13 protein-coding genes are annotated in these 14,636 nt (G+C 65.3%); 6 read left to right on the plus strand and 7 right to left on the minus strand.

Translation table 11 applies throughout. From position 1 onward, the window contains the following. Nucleotides 1-145 precede the first annotated feature (145 nt). Together AB0J47_RS34500 and AB0J47_RS34505 are read left to right on the plus strand one after the other, a co-directional pair. The gene (locus tag AB0J47_RS34500; RefSeq protein ID WP_364356003.1) at nucleotides 146-1,240 is read left to right on the plus strand and encodes an erythromycin esterase family protein; all 1,095 of its coding nucleotides are present in this window, start codon (nucleotides 146-148) and stop codon (nucleotides 1,238-1,240) included. 750 nt (nucleotides 1,241-1,990) lie between these two features. Continuing rightward, complete coding sequence (locus AB0J47_RS34505) at nucleotides 1,991-2,710, plus strand: class I SAM-dependent methyltransferase (protein ID WP_364356006.1); 720 nt, start codon at nucleotides 1,991-1,993, stop codon at nucleotides 2,708-2,710. Nucleotides 2,711-2,742: 32 nt separating this feature from the next. Here AB0J47_RS34505 and AB0J47_RS34510 read toward each other — a convergent pair whose 3' ends face one another. From AB0J47_RS34510 to AB0J47_RS34525, 4 genes are all read right to left on the minus strand, one after another. Next, nucleotides 2,743-3,126: a YbfB/YjiJ family MFS transporter gene (locus AB0J47_RS34510; protein WP_364356009.1), complete on the minus strand. Its 384-nt coding sequence runs from the start codon at nucleotides 3,124-3,126 to the stop codon at nucleotides 2,743-2,745. A 17-nt stretch (nucleotides 3,127-3,143) separates the two neighbouring features. Beyond that, nucleotides 3,144-3,374 carry a YbfB/YjiJ family MFS transporter gene (locus AB0J47_RS34515; RefSeq protein WP_364356012.1) on the minus strand — a complete coding sequence of 77 codons (231 nt, stop codon included), beginning with the start codon at nucleotides 3,372-3,374 and terminating at the stop codon, nucleotides 3,144-3,146. After that, nucleotides 3,371-4,036: an alpha/beta fold hydrolase gene (locus AB0J47_RS34520; RefSeq protein WP_364356106.1), complete on the minus strand. Its 666-nt coding sequence runs from the start codon at nucleotides 4,034-4,036 to the stop codon at nucleotides 3,371-3,373. The genes AB0J47_RS34515 and AB0J47_RS34520 overlap by 4 nt, the downstream gene beginning before the upstream one ends. Nucleotides 4,037-4,210: 174 nt before the next feature. Next, on the minus strand, nucleotides 4,211-4,807 hold the full coding sequence (locus tag AB0J47_RS34525) for an alpha/beta family hydrolase (RefSeq protein ID WP_364356015.1): 597 nt from the start codon (nucleotides 4,805-4,807) through the stop codon (nucleotides 4,211-4,213). Between the two features lie 384 nt (nucleotides 4,808-5,191). On the opposite strand from AB0J47_RS34525, the gene AB0J47_RS34530 reads away from it, so the two are divergent. Then, on the plus strand, nucleotides 5,192-7,027 hold the full coding sequence (locus AB0J47_RS34530) for an acyl-CoA dehydrogenase (RefSeq protein WP_364356018.1): 1,836 nt from the start codon (nucleotides 5,192-5,194) through the stop codon (nucleotides 7,025-7,027). Between the two features lie 60 nt (nucleotides 7,028-7,087). On the opposite strand, the gene AB0J47_RS34535 is transcribed toward AB0J47_RS34530, so the two are convergent. Continuing rightward, complete coding sequence (locus AB0J47_RS34535; protein ID WP_364356021.1) at nucleotides 7,088-8,212, minus strand: diguanylate cyclase; 1,125 nt, start codon at nucleotides 8,210-8,212, stop codon at nucleotides 7,088-7,090. A gap of 233 nt (nucleotides 8,213-8,445) precedes the next feature. Here AB0J47_RS34535 and AB0J47_RS34540 point away from each other — a divergent pair, with 233 nt between their 5' ends. After that, on the plus strand, nucleotides 8,446-9,549 hold the full coding sequence (locus AB0J47_RS34540; RefSeq protein WP_364356024.1) for a DUF4185 domain-containing protein: 1,104 nt from the start codon (nucleotides 8,446-8,448) through the stop codon (nucleotides 9,547-9,549). 7 nt (nucleotides 9,550-9,556) lie between these two features. Here the strand turns inward: AB0J47_RS34540 and AB0J47_RS34545 are convergent, their stop codons facing one another. Further along, a complete protein-coding gene (locus tag AB0J47_RS34545; protein WP_364356027.1) occupies nucleotides 9,557-11,332 on the minus strand; it encodes a VanW family protein in 1,776 nt (591 codons plus the stop codon). 576 nt (nucleotides 11,333-11,908) lie between these two features. Between AB0J47_RS34545 and gnd the strand changes: the two genes are divergently transcribed. Beyond that, nucleotides 11,909-12,940: a phosphogluconate dehydrogenase (NAD(+)-dependent, decarboxylating) gene (gnd, locus tag AB0J47_RS34550; RefSeq protein WP_364356030.1), complete on the plus strand. Its 1,032-nt coding sequence runs from the start codon at nucleotides 11,909-11,911 to the stop codon at nucleotides 12,938-12,940. A 274-nt stretch (nucleotides 12,941-13,214) separates the two neighbouring features. Then, nucleotides 13,215-14,015, plus strand: coding sequence for a proteasome subunit beta (gene prcB / locus AB0J47_RS34555; protein ID WP_364356033.1), 801 nt, complete (start codon nucleotides 13,215-13,217; stop codon nucleotides 14,013-14,015). A 4-nt stretch (nucleotides 14,016-14,019) separates the two neighbouring features. Here the strand turns inward: prcB and AB0J47_RS34560 are convergent, their stop codons facing one another. Beyond that, on the minus strand, nucleotides 14,020-14,565 hold the full coding sequence (locus tag AB0J47_RS34560) for a hypothetical protein (RefSeq protein WP_327095059.1): 546 nt from the start codon (nucleotides 14,563-14,565) through the stop codon (nucleotides 14,020-14,022). Between the last annotated feature and the right edge of the window lie 71 nt (nucleotides 14,566-14,636).

Below are 14,636 nucleotides of genomic sequence, written 5' to 3' on the forward strand. Positions count from 1 at the left end.
CACACTCGCACCAAGTGAATCAGACACCGGCACTTCGGATTTGCGCGAATGGCTGCGTCTACATGCACGGCCGATTTTTGATACGGGTTCGAATAGCACCGGATCGGATATCACCGCATTAACCGAACGGCTCGGGTCGGCGACCGTGGTCGGACTCGGTGAGTCGACCCGGTTCTCTCGACAGACCTTCGGACTGCGTGAACGGGTATTCCGTGTACTGGTCGAGGAATACGGTTTCCGTACGCTCGCGGTGCAGGACGGTGCGCGTTCCGGTGAGCGACTCGATGCCTATGTGCGGACCGGCGCGGGAGATCCCGAATCGGTGCTCGCGGGTGCGTGGCGGCCGACCCGGACCGCCGAAATGGCGGTGGCACTGGAGTGGATTCGCGAATTCAATCAGGAGCACCCGAACGACCCCGTGCGAATTCTCGGCGTCGAGCCACCGCGCGCGGAACCGTCGGATTACGACGTGGTGCTGGATTATGTTCGGCAGCAAGCACCGGATCGGTTGGCCGCCATCGAATCCCACCTCGACCCGATCCGCACCGCGCATCAGATCGATGAACATGTGCAGCGCCATCAAGGAATTCACCCCGGCCGTCCGTTCATCGACGACGCACGCGATGCCTCGGCATTATTCGAAAAGCTTCCGGTGACAACAGAATTCGAAAATGCGCTGACGCATCTGCGGCTCATCGTCGAATTCCACGAGAAAAGCGTCGCCGGCCAGGGTGGTTTCGCGCGCGACGAGCGACCTGCCGCGAACCGGGTCATCCAATGGCAGCGCGATACCGGTGCGAAAATCGCGTATTGGGACGGCATCGCCCACACCGCCGCCCTAACCCTCGGTGCCGGTCCGGCGGAGAGCTCCGAATTCCGTGGTACCGGTAGCTATTTGCGCGAACATTTCGGTGCTCGGTACATCTCGGTCGCCATCGGCTTCCATCACGGAAATCTCGGTATGGCGGTGGCACCGGAACCGCTGCCGGACCTTGTCGACTCGACGCTCGGCACGGTGGACCTGCCCGCCTTCTACATCGACTTGCACAGCGACGCACCGGAATCGGTACGACTGTGGCTGCACGGTCCGGCGAAGCTGCGCACGATCAGCGGCATCTACGATCCGGCCAAGGACGCCACAGCGCACACCACCGTGCGATCCCTCGTGGACGCTTTCGACGCGCTCGTCCATATCCGCGAGACCTCGCCGGTGCATTGGTTGCCGCACCCGAGCTCTTAAGGCTCGGTCCGACCGCCCACGATATCCCCCGGCGCACGCGGCAGACGGATTCGCGATCGTCGCGGACGCGCGGAGTTCGCGCGCTGCGCGGCGGTCGCACGCGCGGCCGGAGCGCAGTGCACCGAGGGTCGCGTGGGCGCAGTCGCACAGCCATCGCATGGCAGTCAAATGGCGCACAGCCATCACATGGGGCCACGACCATCACGTGACGCATGACCATCAGGCGACCCCCCATCGCGCGACGCACGACCATCACGGAACCACGCCTATCGCGTGACCCAGGATCATCACGGCATCGGCCGTCTCACGGCACACGGCCCCATCACGTGGCAAACGACCATCACTGGACGCATGCTCATCACACAGGCAGACGCCGATCTCACGGGCACACGCCCATCGCGTGACCCACGACCATCACGGGACGCACAGCCATCACGGGACGCACGACCATCACGTGGCGCATGACCCACCACTGGACGCGCCCCATCGCGGGGCACACGGCCATCACGGGACGCACGACCATCACGTGGCGCATGACCATCACTGGATGCACGCCTCATCGCGGGACGCATGACCATCACACGGGCATAGGGCCGTCGTACGGCACACGGCCGACTTGCATGGCGCACGGCACATCGGACGGCACATGGCCGTCGCGGGCCACATACCCGTCACGAACCGCACGGGCGTCGCGTGGCGCACAGCGGCGCACGGCATCGCGTGGGTCCACGGGCAAATACACTCGCGCATATGGACGCGACCGATTGGGACACGCGGTATGCGCAGAGTGAACTGGTCTGGGGTGCACCGCCGAACAGCACCGTGGTGGAGCACGTTTACGGGCTGGAGCGGATCGCCCCGTTAGTGCCGGATACTCCCGACAGTGAGCCGCCCGGCTTACCGCGTGCCCTCGATCTTGCCTGCGGCGAAGGTCGTAATGCGCTGTGGTTGGCCACGCATGGCTGGCAGGTGCATGCCGTCGACTATTCACAGGTAGGTATTGATAAGGGCCGTACCATCGCGAGTCGGCTGTCCCGCTCGGTCCGCAGCCGGATCAGTTGGCAGTGCGCCGATGTCACCGATCTGGACGCCGCGGGCATAACCGGCCCGTACGAACTCGTGCTGATGGTCTTCCTGCACCTGCCCGCCGAACAACGCCGTCCGCTGGTCCGCCACCTCGCCGATCTACTCGCCCCTGAGGGCACCCTGCTGGTCCTCGGTCACGACACCACCAATCTCACCGAGGGCTTCGGCGGCCCGAAGGACCCCTCGGTCCTGTTCACCCCCGACGACATCATCGCCGACCTCGGCCCCGATCCGCACCGCATCCGCGTCCGCATGGCCGACCGCATCTACCGCCCCACAGAGGAACGCGACGCCATCGACGCCCTGGTCATCGCCACCAAACCCCCGGCAGATCCGCCTGCCGTCGAGTCCGAAACGCATATCGAGCCGCCACGCGAAACCTGACGCCGCGCCCGATAATTCAGCTCACCGCTTGGTCATCCGCAGGCCGCGGCGGAACCTGACATGGATCGGCTGCGCGCCGAGAGAACCGGTCTCCGTATCCGATTGCCCTCGGTTATGGCGATCGCCGCGGCGGTCCAACTGAGCACCGTCGCCAGCCCCGCCGCCATGCCGAGCAATACCCAGGCCAACCGCCATTGCTCGCTCAGCAGCGGAATTATGGTGCGGCTGAAGGCGATTCCGAGTCCGGCACCCGCGAAGTAGATGGTGATCGGTGTGGACGCACCGGCACAAGTGGCCAAGCGCGCCGCGATCATCCCGCCCGCGATGAACACCAGCGCTCCGGCGGCACCCGCAGCGGCCCGAGTTATCAGCAGCACAAGGTAATCGCTGTTCAAGGCAGTGCTGGCCAATGCCACCGCAGTAAGGTCATACCTCAGCGGAACGCTCCCGTGGCGCCGAGCACGCCCACGGCAACGGCGGTAACCAATGCCCCCTCCCGGTAGCCGAGCCCGTTGGCGGTACTCATGGCTCCGGTCTCGCCCAGACTCCTGTCGAGGTCCGCGCGCATCGCCGGGACGAGCAATCCGAAGGCGAAGCGGGCGAGCCCGAGCGCCGAGGCGGTGCCGAGGGCGAGCCGCACCGCCTGCCGATCAGCCGGATTCACCGGTCCGCGAGCAGGATCGCCACCAACTCATCAGGGGCATCACGCATGAGGTTGTGCTTGCTGTCCACTGCATGCGTGCGCCACTGTGGATCATCCCGAAGCCGCTCATAGCAGCTGGTGAACGGAGATTCACCGTCCCAGCTCGCCGCGTAGACGTATTCCCTGCGCCGGAATCGGGTGAGGTCGCCGGTGAGCTGGACCGACTGCAGCAGCGAGGCCAGCGGGTGTCCGGTAGCTCGTGGATCGAAGAAAGGCAGCGGTGGCACCGCATAACCGGTCTCCGCCACGTCCAGGTACCACTGCCGCTCCTGTTCGGAGACCAGCCGCCACATGGAGTCATCGTGGCGCGGCACAACGGCATCGAGGTAGACCAGCGAATCGATCCGGTCAGGTACCCGGTCGGAGGCACCGGTAATCACCATCCCGCCGTAGCTGTGGCCGACCAGCACCGCGTCCTCGATATCCTCGGCCACCAATAGCCGCACCACATCCTGGATATGCGTCTCGAGGTTCACCGACGCGGTCAGCAGATGGCTGCGCTCGGCGAGTCCGGTCAGGGTCAGCGGGTAGACCCGATGACCAGGCCGGCGCAACTGCTCGGTGATCGATTCGTAGCACCAGCCGCCGTGGCACATGCCTGGGATTAGAACGTAGGTCGCCAATTCACTCTCCGGTGTCGCTTCGCCGGGTCGGTCGGTGGGCGGGTGCGGCACCGACATATCGACCCGAGAGTCTTCCAGCGAAGTGGAATCGCAATCAGAAGTCCAACAGATCGTTCTTCTCATAGCGAGAAGTTCTTGTTATATAGCGAGGTAGCGAACCGCGACCTCGAACAGCTACGAACTCCACCGCGCCAGCCAGGGTGTGACCGTCTCGGCGATGATGTCGAAGCCGGACCGGAAAGAGTGTGACTGACCTGGGATAACGCGGACTTCGGCGGCATCGCCCGAATCGGGCACACCAAACGGGTCATTGGCGCCGTTGATCACGACGACTTCGATCTCACCTGGAGCCAGCAGTTCCTCGCGCCGCGTCTTCTCCGGCTTACCCGGCGGATGCAGCGGAAACGACAGCGCGAGTACGCCGCGTGCATCAGCCGCAATGGCAGTACGGCACGCCACCCGAGCCCCATTGCTGCGCCCACCCGAAATCAGTGGGACCTTCTTCACCCGCTTGCGCAGGTCGGCGACGATCTCCAGCCAGGCCTCGTCCTGCTTCACCGGGGACCCGGGCGCGCGTCGTCCGGCGACCCGATACGGCTGCACCACCCGCGCGACCGCGCCGCCCAGTTCGTAGGCACAATCGCGCACGGCGAGCAGGTCTTTCGCATCGACACCGCCGCCGGATCCGTGCGTGAGCAGCAGCAGGAACGCCGCCTTGCGCGGCTTGTCGAGCTCGATCTCCGCGGGCCCGCCGCTCGTCTCGATTCGCACCTCTTCACGGTAGTCGCCAGCTATCCGGAGACCCCAGCTATCCGGAGACGCCCAGCTATCCGGAGACGCCCAGCCACCCGCGGCGCCTCGGCCGCCAGATATGCCTCGGCTAACCCGACTCGATCGTCTACTACGCGAGCCGTAGACGAACGGCAACGCATTCGAGTGTTTTTCACATCACATTTGCCCGCTCGAGCCTTTGCGGCCCCATTACCGACCGGTAATATGGCGAATAAGTTACCCGCGAGTAGCATGCGGCTGATCCTTTCGAGCGACCTGCAAGCAGTTCGCTACGGAGGCCGGCACGGCTACCCGGTGGACGGACAACGGGCGGGAACGGCAACCAACCGACCGCACCAACTCAACGGAGAGTGAGTAACAGAAATGGGCCACTACAAGAGCAACGTCCGCGACCTGGAGTTCAACCTCTTCGAGGTACTCGGCCTCGGCACCATCCTCGACAGCGACGCCTACGGCGATCTCGACACCGAGACCGTCAAGGAGATGCTCAACGAGGTGCGTCGCCTGGCCGAGGGTCCGCTGGCCGATTCGTTCGTCGACGGTGACCGCAACCCGCCGACCTTCGATCCCGAGACCCACACCGTCACTCTCCCCGAATCGTTCAAGAAGTCCTACCGCGCGCTGGAAGACGCGGGCTGGGCCAAGGTCGCCGTCCGAGAGGAGCTGGGTGGCCTGGGTGCCCCGAGCGCCGTCTCCTGGGCGCTCGGCGAAATGATCCTCGGCGCCAACCCGCCGGCTCAGATGTACGCCGCCGGCGCGGGTTTCGCGCAGGTGTTCTACAACAACGGCACCGATGAGCAGAAGAAGTGGGCGCAGATCATCGCCGACCGCAACTGGGGCGCCACCATGGTGCTGACCGAGCCGGATGCCGGTTCGGATGTCGGCGCCGGCCGCACCAAGGCGATCGAGCAGGAGGACGGCTCCTGGCACATCGAGGGCGTCAAGCGCTTCATCACCTCGGGTGATTCCGACAACCTGTTCGAAAACATCATGCACCTGGTGCTGGCCCGCCCCGAAGGCGCCGGTCCGGGCACCAAGGGCCTGTCGCTGTTCTACGTGCCGAAGTGGCACTTCGACTTCGAGACCCAGACCCTTGGCGACCGCAACGGTGTCTTCGTCACCAATGTCGAGCACAAGATGGGCATCAAGGTCTCGGCCACCTGTGAGGTCACCTTCGGCGGCCACGGCGTGCCCGCCAAGGGCTGGCTGGTCGGCGAGGTGCACAACGGTATCGCACAGATGTTCGACGTCATTGAGAACGCGCGCATGATGGTCGGCACCAAGGCCATCGCGACCCTGTCGACCGGTTACCTGAACGCACTGGACTACGCCAAGCAGCGCGTCCAGGGTGCGGACCTGACCCAGATGACCGATAAGGCCGCCCCGCGCGTCCCCATCACCCACCACCCGGACGTGCGCCGCAGCCTTGCCATGCAGAAGGCCTACGCCGAGGGGCTGCGCGCCATCTACCTCTACACCGCCGCACACCAGGATGCGGATATCGCCGAGCTGGTCTCCGGCGCCGATAAGGATGTGGCCTTCCGGGTCAACGATCTGCTGCTGCCGATCGTCAAGGGTGTCGGCTCCGAGCGGGCCTACCAGTACCTGACCGAGTCGCTGCAGACCTTCGGCGGCTCCGGCTTCCTGCAGGACTACCCGATCGAGCAGTACATCCGCGACGCGAAGATCGACTCGCTCTACGAGGGCACCACCGCGATCCAGGCGCAGGACTTCTTCTTCCGCAAGATCGCCCGTGACCGCGGCGTCGCGCTGGCCCACGTGGCCGGCCAGGTGCAGAAGTTCATCGAGTCCGAGGCGGGCAACGGCCGGCTGAAGGCCGAGCGCAAGCTGCTCGCCACCGCGCTCGAGGATGTGCAGGCCATGGCCGCCACCCTCACCGGGCATCTGATGGGCGCCCAGGAGCAGCCGACCGAGCTGTACAAGGTCGGTCTGGGTTCGGTGCGCTTCCTGCTCGCCGTGGGTGACCTGCTCATCGGTTGGCAGCTGCTGCGTCAGGCCGACGTCGCCATCAAGGCTCTCGACAACGGCGCGACCGGTGCCGATGAGGCGTTCTACAAGGGCAAGGTCGGCGTCGCGCAGTTCTTCGCACGCAATGTGCTGCCGGAGCTGACCGCGACCCGCGCCATCCTGTCCAACCTGGACAACGACATCATGGAGCTGGACGAAGCGGCGTTCTGATCCAATAGGCTTCGCACACGGCGGCCCCGGATTTTGTTTCATTTTCCGGGGCCGCTGTCGTTATTTTGTGCGGTGCACCATCTCTCGGGCGGGCTCGGCGAGATCGATCGTCGGTTGTTCCGGGCCTTCCGCCAGCACAACGGTATTGCCGCCCAGCCGTTTCGCCTGATACATCGCGTTATCAGCACACCGCAGCAGCAATCGTGATCGTCCCCCGTCCGTGCCGCCGTCGTGCACCGCGACACCAACACTTGCCGTGACGGTGACGGATATGCCGGGCGTCTCCGCCACGGCAAGGCGCAATCGCTCGCCCAGACTCAGCGCAGCCGCGCGATCCAACTGATCGACCACCGCGAACTCCTCCCCACCGGTGCGGGCGACCACGGCATCGGGATCGGCCGCGGCGCGCAACCGCGCGGCCGTCGAGACCAGCACCTCGTCACCGATGGTGTGGCCGAAGGTGTCGTTGACCGCTTTGAAGTGGTCGAGGTCGAGAGTTATCACGCACAGTTGGCGCTGGTATCGCGAACGGTGCACGTAATAGTCGAGTCCGCGACGATTCAGCAGCATGGTCAGCGGATCCGAGAGCACATCGATGCGCAGCACCCAATAGCAGAACTGCAACGCGGGCAGCACCAGGACGATGGCCGCGACCATGATCAAGACCATCGCACCGGCGAGCGCGAGATCATTGGTCTGCGCGTCGGTCACCAGCAATACCGCCAGCGCACTCACCGTGAGCAGTGACCATCCGGCGTGCGCGGCGAGCGCCTTCGGACTGTGGAAGAACGTGATGTAGGCGCCGGTGACCACAAGTAGCATCGCGCTCAATGCGCCGTACACCCGATCGCTGTCCACCAGGCACGACGCCGTGATCGCCAGATCCGCCCACGTCAACATGGCCAGCGAGGTGATGGCGCGGGGCCACGGGAACAGCCACCAGCGGACCGCCCACACCGCGGCCGTCGCACCTGCCGTCGCGAAGATCGTGCGGGCCACCGTGCCGTTCGGACCCGCGGGCGACATCCAGATCAAGATATTGATCGCGAGCATCAACGCACCGCCCGCACCGATGATCGCCTTGATCAGGCGCAGCCCGGAATGGGATTCGAGAGTACGCACGAACCAGCGATAGTGCGCCGGATCGCGCCACCAACTACTGAGTATCGCGCGACTGTCACCCATGGAGCCACCGCCTAGCGTTCACGAAATCCTGCTGGATGTACCGAACAGCTGTGCCATTTCGAGCAACCATTAAGCAAGCGGTGACAGGCCAGCGCCTGCCGAAGCCCCCGTCTCCTGGTGATCTTCAGTGTAGCGGTCGTCACATGTCGCTCTCCAGCATGCAGCAACCGGACATAGGTCACGAAACGGGGCACAATGACCGGGCAGACCGCGCGCAAGAAGGGATCGTCCGGATGAACCGATCGCTGTCCGCACTCACCAGAGCCGGTGCACTCGCCGCCGCACTCTCGGTCGCGCTGGCCGGACCGGCCGCGGCGGATTCGAATTTCGTGCTTCCGATCCCCGGCATCAACCCTATTCCCGGCATCAACGGACAGCCACGCGGCCTGCCGCACTTACCCGGATTGACCCAAGCGGTCTTCCAGATGACCGGTATGGACAGCCCCAATCGCACCCAGAACGTCAATGTGCTCGGCACCGACCTCGGCGTCATGTGGGACGACGGCAACGGCGGGATGATTACCGCCTTCGGTGACAGCGCGGGCCTCGGCTTCCCCAACCTGCTGGTCGGCAGCGTTTTCGCCTGGAGCAGCCAGATGCTTTTCCACAGCTCGACCAAGGATCCGTCGCACGGGATCTCCTTCGAGGGCGCCGTGACCAATCCGCTGCCCAGCCCGAAGATTCCGGGTATCGAGATCAGTCTCATTCCGACAGCGGGCATTTCGGTCGGCGGCGTGCAGTACATGAGCCTGATGTCGGTGCGCGAATGGGGTGAGCACGGCAAGTGGACGACCAACTTCTCCACCCTCGCCGCTTCCGGTGACGGCGGGCAGACCTGGGCCCCGCTGACCACGACCCGGCGTGCGAATGTGGACGGGCATCAGAACTTTCAGCAGAACGCCTTCCTGAAAGATGCCGGTTACGTCTATCGCTACGGCACCCCGGCCGGTCGGCTGAATCCCGGATTCGTCTCGCGGGCACAGGAATCCGATATCGCAGATCTCGATCGCTACGAGTACTGGGACGGCAAGGAGTGGAAGCCCGAGGCCAAGGACGCCACACCGATCGTCGGCGATGTCAGCGAGCTGTCGGTCATGTGGAACGAGCATCTCGGCAAATTCATCATGCTCACCACGGATTCCAAGAACTCGGTGGTGCTGCGCACCGCATCGGCGCCGGAGGGACCGTGGAGCGAGTCGGAGGTGCTCGTCGACGGCACCGCGCTGCCGAGCGCCTACGCGCCGATGATCTTCCCGTATCAGACCGGCGGTGACCTGTACTTCTTGCTGTCGGTATGGAACCAGTACAACGTGCTGCTGATGCGAACCCCGCTGTAGGAGTTGCCTACTCGCACTTCACGACCGGTACCGGGTCGTACTTCACCGTCCGCGTGGTGCGTGAGATCTGCCGACCGGTTTTGCGATCGGTGATGACTCGCGTATCGGAGATTGTGAACCCCGGTGCGCCTTCAGTGGCGATGCAGTCCTTGCCCTTGGGGAGTTTGACCTCGGTCGGCTCGGTCGGCTTGGTCTTCTCGCCGGTGATGGATTCGACATTGACGGTCTTGGTGCCCCAGAGGCGGACCGTGACCTCCGAGTCGGTGGTCGATGTTTCGATGTAGACACCGGATTGGCTGTTATTGCGGAATTTGAGGTCGATGGCGCCGTCGAAGACGGTGGCCTCGCGTGCCGCCGGATAGCGGGAAATGTAGTAGCTGTGCTCGGTGTGACCGGCATCCTCCATACCCGCGAAATAGGCGGCGTTGTAGAGGGTGGTCGCGAACTGGCTGATACCGCCGCCGACCGCGGTGCTCGGACGGCCGTGGTCGATGATGCCGGATTCGACGTAGCCCTCGGCAATGCCACGTGGTCCGGTGAAGTCGTTGAGCGAGAAGGTTTCTCCCGGTTTGACGATGGCGCCGTTCACCTTCTTGGCGACCACGCGGATATTCACACCGGACGGTCCGCTGAAGCCGCTTGTGGTGAATTGGCCCATCACCTCGGTGACGCCGAGTGCATTGGCGGCCTCGGTGGTGAGCTTGGGATCCACCTTCTCGTAGACGGCCTGGGCGGTGCGCTCCTGCGGTGCGACGATGAGATTCGGCAACTGCTCGAACGTCTTGGCCCAATTGATCTTGTCGCCGATCACGGCCGGAACCACCGACGCGGTCGACCCGGTCACGGCGAAGGTCGCATCCTTGGCCTCGACCTCGGACGGCGCGAGTTGCGGACCCAGCACCCCGAGAGCGACATCTTGTTTGAAGGTCGCGGCCAGACCACCCTGACCATCGGGGGCGAACGACAGTATGGACGCGATCTGCTCCGGCTCGAGCTTGCCGGTCGCATTGTTCTTGCCAGCGAACACAATCGGCGCACTCACCGCCGGCTCGGCAATAGTGTGCAAGGCCTGCTCGACCGCCTGCGCGCGCACGGCAATGGGCGCGGCCGTCTCCGGAAGATCGAGCAGCGCACCGAGATACCAGTTTTCGATGAGCGCGGTGCGCGCGACCGGAACATCGAGGATGCGGCCGGGGACCGGTGGCACGGCGACCGGGCGGGCGCCGTCGAAGGCGATGGTGCCCTCTACCGTCGCGCGGTCGTGCACGCGCAGGGCGGTGAGCTGGGCATCGAGTGCATTGTCGTCGACGGTGCTCGCGACCGGCACCGTATGCGTGACGAACAGCGAAGTCAGTCGGGTTATCGGATTGAGCGGTTGGCCGCCGACGCGGGTCCAGGTGGTATCCCAATCCACCGCCAGGCCAGCGGTTTTGGGAGTGAGCCTGGTCTGCACGTCGCCGATCTGCAGTGGCAGTTCCTGGTCGACGCGCGGATCCACCGCGGTGTGCAGCTGGGCAGCCGCGTCGGCGGTGTCCTTGCCGCCGATATCGATACCGGCCATCACGACGCCGCGTGGTACGTGACCCGACGAAAGTACAAGGTCCGCAACGTAAGCCAGTCCGCACACCGCAATCAGTGCGCCGACGCCGATGCCGATGCGTTTGGCGATGGGCGATCTCAGCCCGCTCGGTCTGGACGGCTGTTCGGGTGCACGACGCCGCTGGCCACCGGTGGGCTCGGTCGCTTTGGGCCGTCGGCTTGTCCGCAGCGGCTCGGTCGGCATGGAGTCCCCGGCCCACTCCGATGCCTGATGTCCCGACGATGCTTGATGTCCCGACGCAGTCTGCGGCGAGTGCGCCGGTACCGCTGACTCATGCTGCGCGGCTGCCTGGTGCGGCTGCGCCGACCGCGGTCTGGGTGGTTGCGGCGGCCGCTGATCCGCGTCCGGAGACGGCTGCGCAACGGTGCGCGGCGGCGGGGGCTGCTGTGGTGTGGCGGATCGAGCCGAGTCGAGGAGCTGTCGTAGTCCGACCTGGCCGCCTTCGTGTCGGTCGTGCCGCCCGGTACTCGATTCGCTCGTCACGAACCGTCCTCCCCGCTCGATTGTCAGGAGCTCGCACGGTGCGAGCCCCGCCCACGATAATCGCCCGCGCCGACATCGTCAGCACAGCACGGTTCACCAGCAAATCTCGTGCAACGGTCCGCGCCACACATGGAAGGGCCCCGCGTAGTTGCCGGGTCGGGGGTCTGGCAACTACGCGGAGCCAACCCGTTTATCGCTGCGACCCACCGCGCGTTACACATGCGCGAGACAATCGAGTTGAACTCCTGCCCCACACGCGACGAGGAGATGGATGGAATGCAGCTGGGAATGATCGGCCTAGGTCGGATGGGCGGCAATATCGTGCGCCGGATCGTCAAGGACGGGCATACCGTGGTCGGCTACGAACGCAGACCCAAGACCATCGACACGCTCGTCGCCGAATTGGGCAGCGATGGCTTCCAGGGCTGCACCGATCTGAAGGACTTCGTGTCCAGGCTGGAGACCCCGCGCGTGGTCTGGGTGATGATCCCGGCAGCGGTGACGGGCCAGGTGATCGACCAGGTCGCCGAGCTGCTCGAGCCCGGCGACATCATCATCGACGGCGGCAACAGCCGCTACCACGACGACATCGCGCGCGCCGCAGCACTGAAGCCCCAGGGTATCCACTATGTGGACATCGGCACCTCGGGCGGCGTATTCGGACTGGACCGCGGCTTCTGCCTGATGATCGGCGGCGAGCCGGAGCCGGTGGCGCATCTGGATCCGCTGCTGAAATCCATCGCACCCGGGGTCGAGGCGGCCGAGCGGACGCCGGGCCGCACGGGCGAGCCGTCGCCCGCCGAACAGGGCTATCTGCACTGCGGACCGGCCGGTGCGGGTCATTTCGTGAAGATGGTGCACAACGGCATCGAATACGGCGCGATGGCCGCCTACGCCGAAGGCCTGAACATCCTGCACAAGGCTGATATCGGCGCGACACACGATCCTGTGGCCTCCGCCGAGGAGACGCCGCTCGAACATCCGGAGTGGTACCGATACGACATCGACGTACCCGAGGTGACCGAGGTGTGGCGGCGCGGTTCGGTGGTCGCCTCATGGTTGCTGGACCTCACCGCGAGCGAGCTCTACGCCGATCCGACCCTGGCATCCTTCGACGGCCGGGTCTCGGATTCCGGTGAGGGCCGCTGGACCCTCGACGCCGCGATCGATACCGGCGTCCCCGCGCCGGTGCTCGCGGCAGCACTGTTCGCTCGGTTCTCCTCACGTGGCGAGGCGCTCTACGCGGACAAGATGCTCTCGGCCATGCGCAAGGCCTTCGGCGGTCACATCGAGCTGCCCGAGAAGTAGGACTATCGAAACTCGCCGTAGTTTCGGCGCCGAGGAGGAACGCGGGCGGCAGCTCTACGACAAGCGCTGTACCGCCTGCGGGGTTATGGCCAGGACAAGGGGCCGAGCAGATCGTGCGTTCCGTTCGTAAGAACAAGGAGATCGTCCCGGTGACTTCGCAGGTTCGCGCACAGTACATGTTCGGGCAGCTCGCGCCCGGCCCGGTCCGATTCGCCGCCGCCCGCGGAAGGCTGGTGCGCTGACGCCGGGTGCGGGAGTCGTTACGGTGGGAGATATGGAGTACGCGACGTCTTCCTTCTCCGAGAACCTGCGCCGATATGCCCCAGAACTCCTGCCCGGCAGCGATTTCGGCGATGCCACAGTGCGCGGGCAGGACATCGCGCCGCACGGCACCACGATCGTGGCCGTCGCCTACCGCGGCGGGGTGCTGCTCGCCGGTGACCGGCGCGGCACCATGGGAAATCTGCTGGCCAGCCGGGATATGGAGAAGGTGTTCATTACCGATACCTATTCGGCGGCGGGTTTCGCGGGCACCGTCGGCATGGCGATCGAGATGATCCGGTTGTTCGCGGTCGAGCTCGAACACTACGAGAAGATCGAAGGCGTCGGGCTGACCTTCGAGGGCAAGGCCAACAAGCTATCGAAGATGGTGCGCGACAATCTGCCTGCCGCGCTACAGGATATGGCGGTGGTCCCGGTACTTGTCGGCTACGACCTGAGCGCCACCGATCCGGAGAAGGTCGGGCGGATCTTCTCCTACGATGTCGTCGGCGGTCGCAGTGAGGAGCGCTTCGGCTACACCGCGGTCGGTTCCGGTTCGCTGTTCGCGAAGTCCTCGCTGAAGAAAACCTACAGCCGCGGCATCGATGAGGGCCAGGCGCTACGCATCACCGTCGAATCGCTCTTCGATGCCGCCGAGGACGACACCGCCACCGGTGGCCCGGATCTCACCCGCGGCATCTATCCGACCGTGGTCGTCATCAATGCCGAAGGCGCCGTGGAGGTTCCGGCGCAACGGCTCGCGGAGATCACTCGCGGACTCGTCGAGGATCGTGCGGCACTCGCCCGCGAGTGAGTCCTCAGGGGGCCTCGCCGTAGAGCGCGCGGAAGTCCTCGAGTGTGCCGGTGTAGTACTCCAGGTCGTCGGCGAGCTTGGCACGCGTGATCTGCTCGGGCTCGTCGCGCCGTAGCTGTTCACCCAGTTCGGACCAGAATGCGGCAGCCGGGAGGCGGTCCGCACCCTCCGGCAGGAATTTGATCGCCTCGCCGATCGCCTCGGCGGCGAACTGCCAGTTCAGCTCGACGGTATTGCGGTCCTGTTCGGGTCTGCCCTGGTAGACCAGGTCCGCGTCGAGCGCACGGCGAGCGTAGGTGCCCGCGATCATGATCCACTGCCCGGCGTCGACCAGCGGGGAGACGCCGAGACCGAACCACACGCCGAGACGCCGGCACGCCGCCTCGGAGTCGTACGGGACCTCGATATCACCGAACGTCGAGTGCACCGTCCATGCGTGCTCACCTTCGGTGAGCGAAGTCTGGGGCGGGCTCGCATCGGCTGTCTCATCGGCTGCGGCGAGCAGGCCCAAGTAGGTCTGCGCTTCGGCCAGGGTCCTCGCGGTCGGCATCCATCGCTCCTGCACCCGTAGCGGTCTCGGACAACGGTTCCGAACGGAACCTACCCGGTCAGCCGAGCGGA

This window comes from Nocardia sp. NPDC049737, assembly GCF_040674755.1.
GTDB lineage: Bacteria > Actinomycetota > Actinomycetes > Mycobacteriales > Mycobacteriaceae > Nocardia.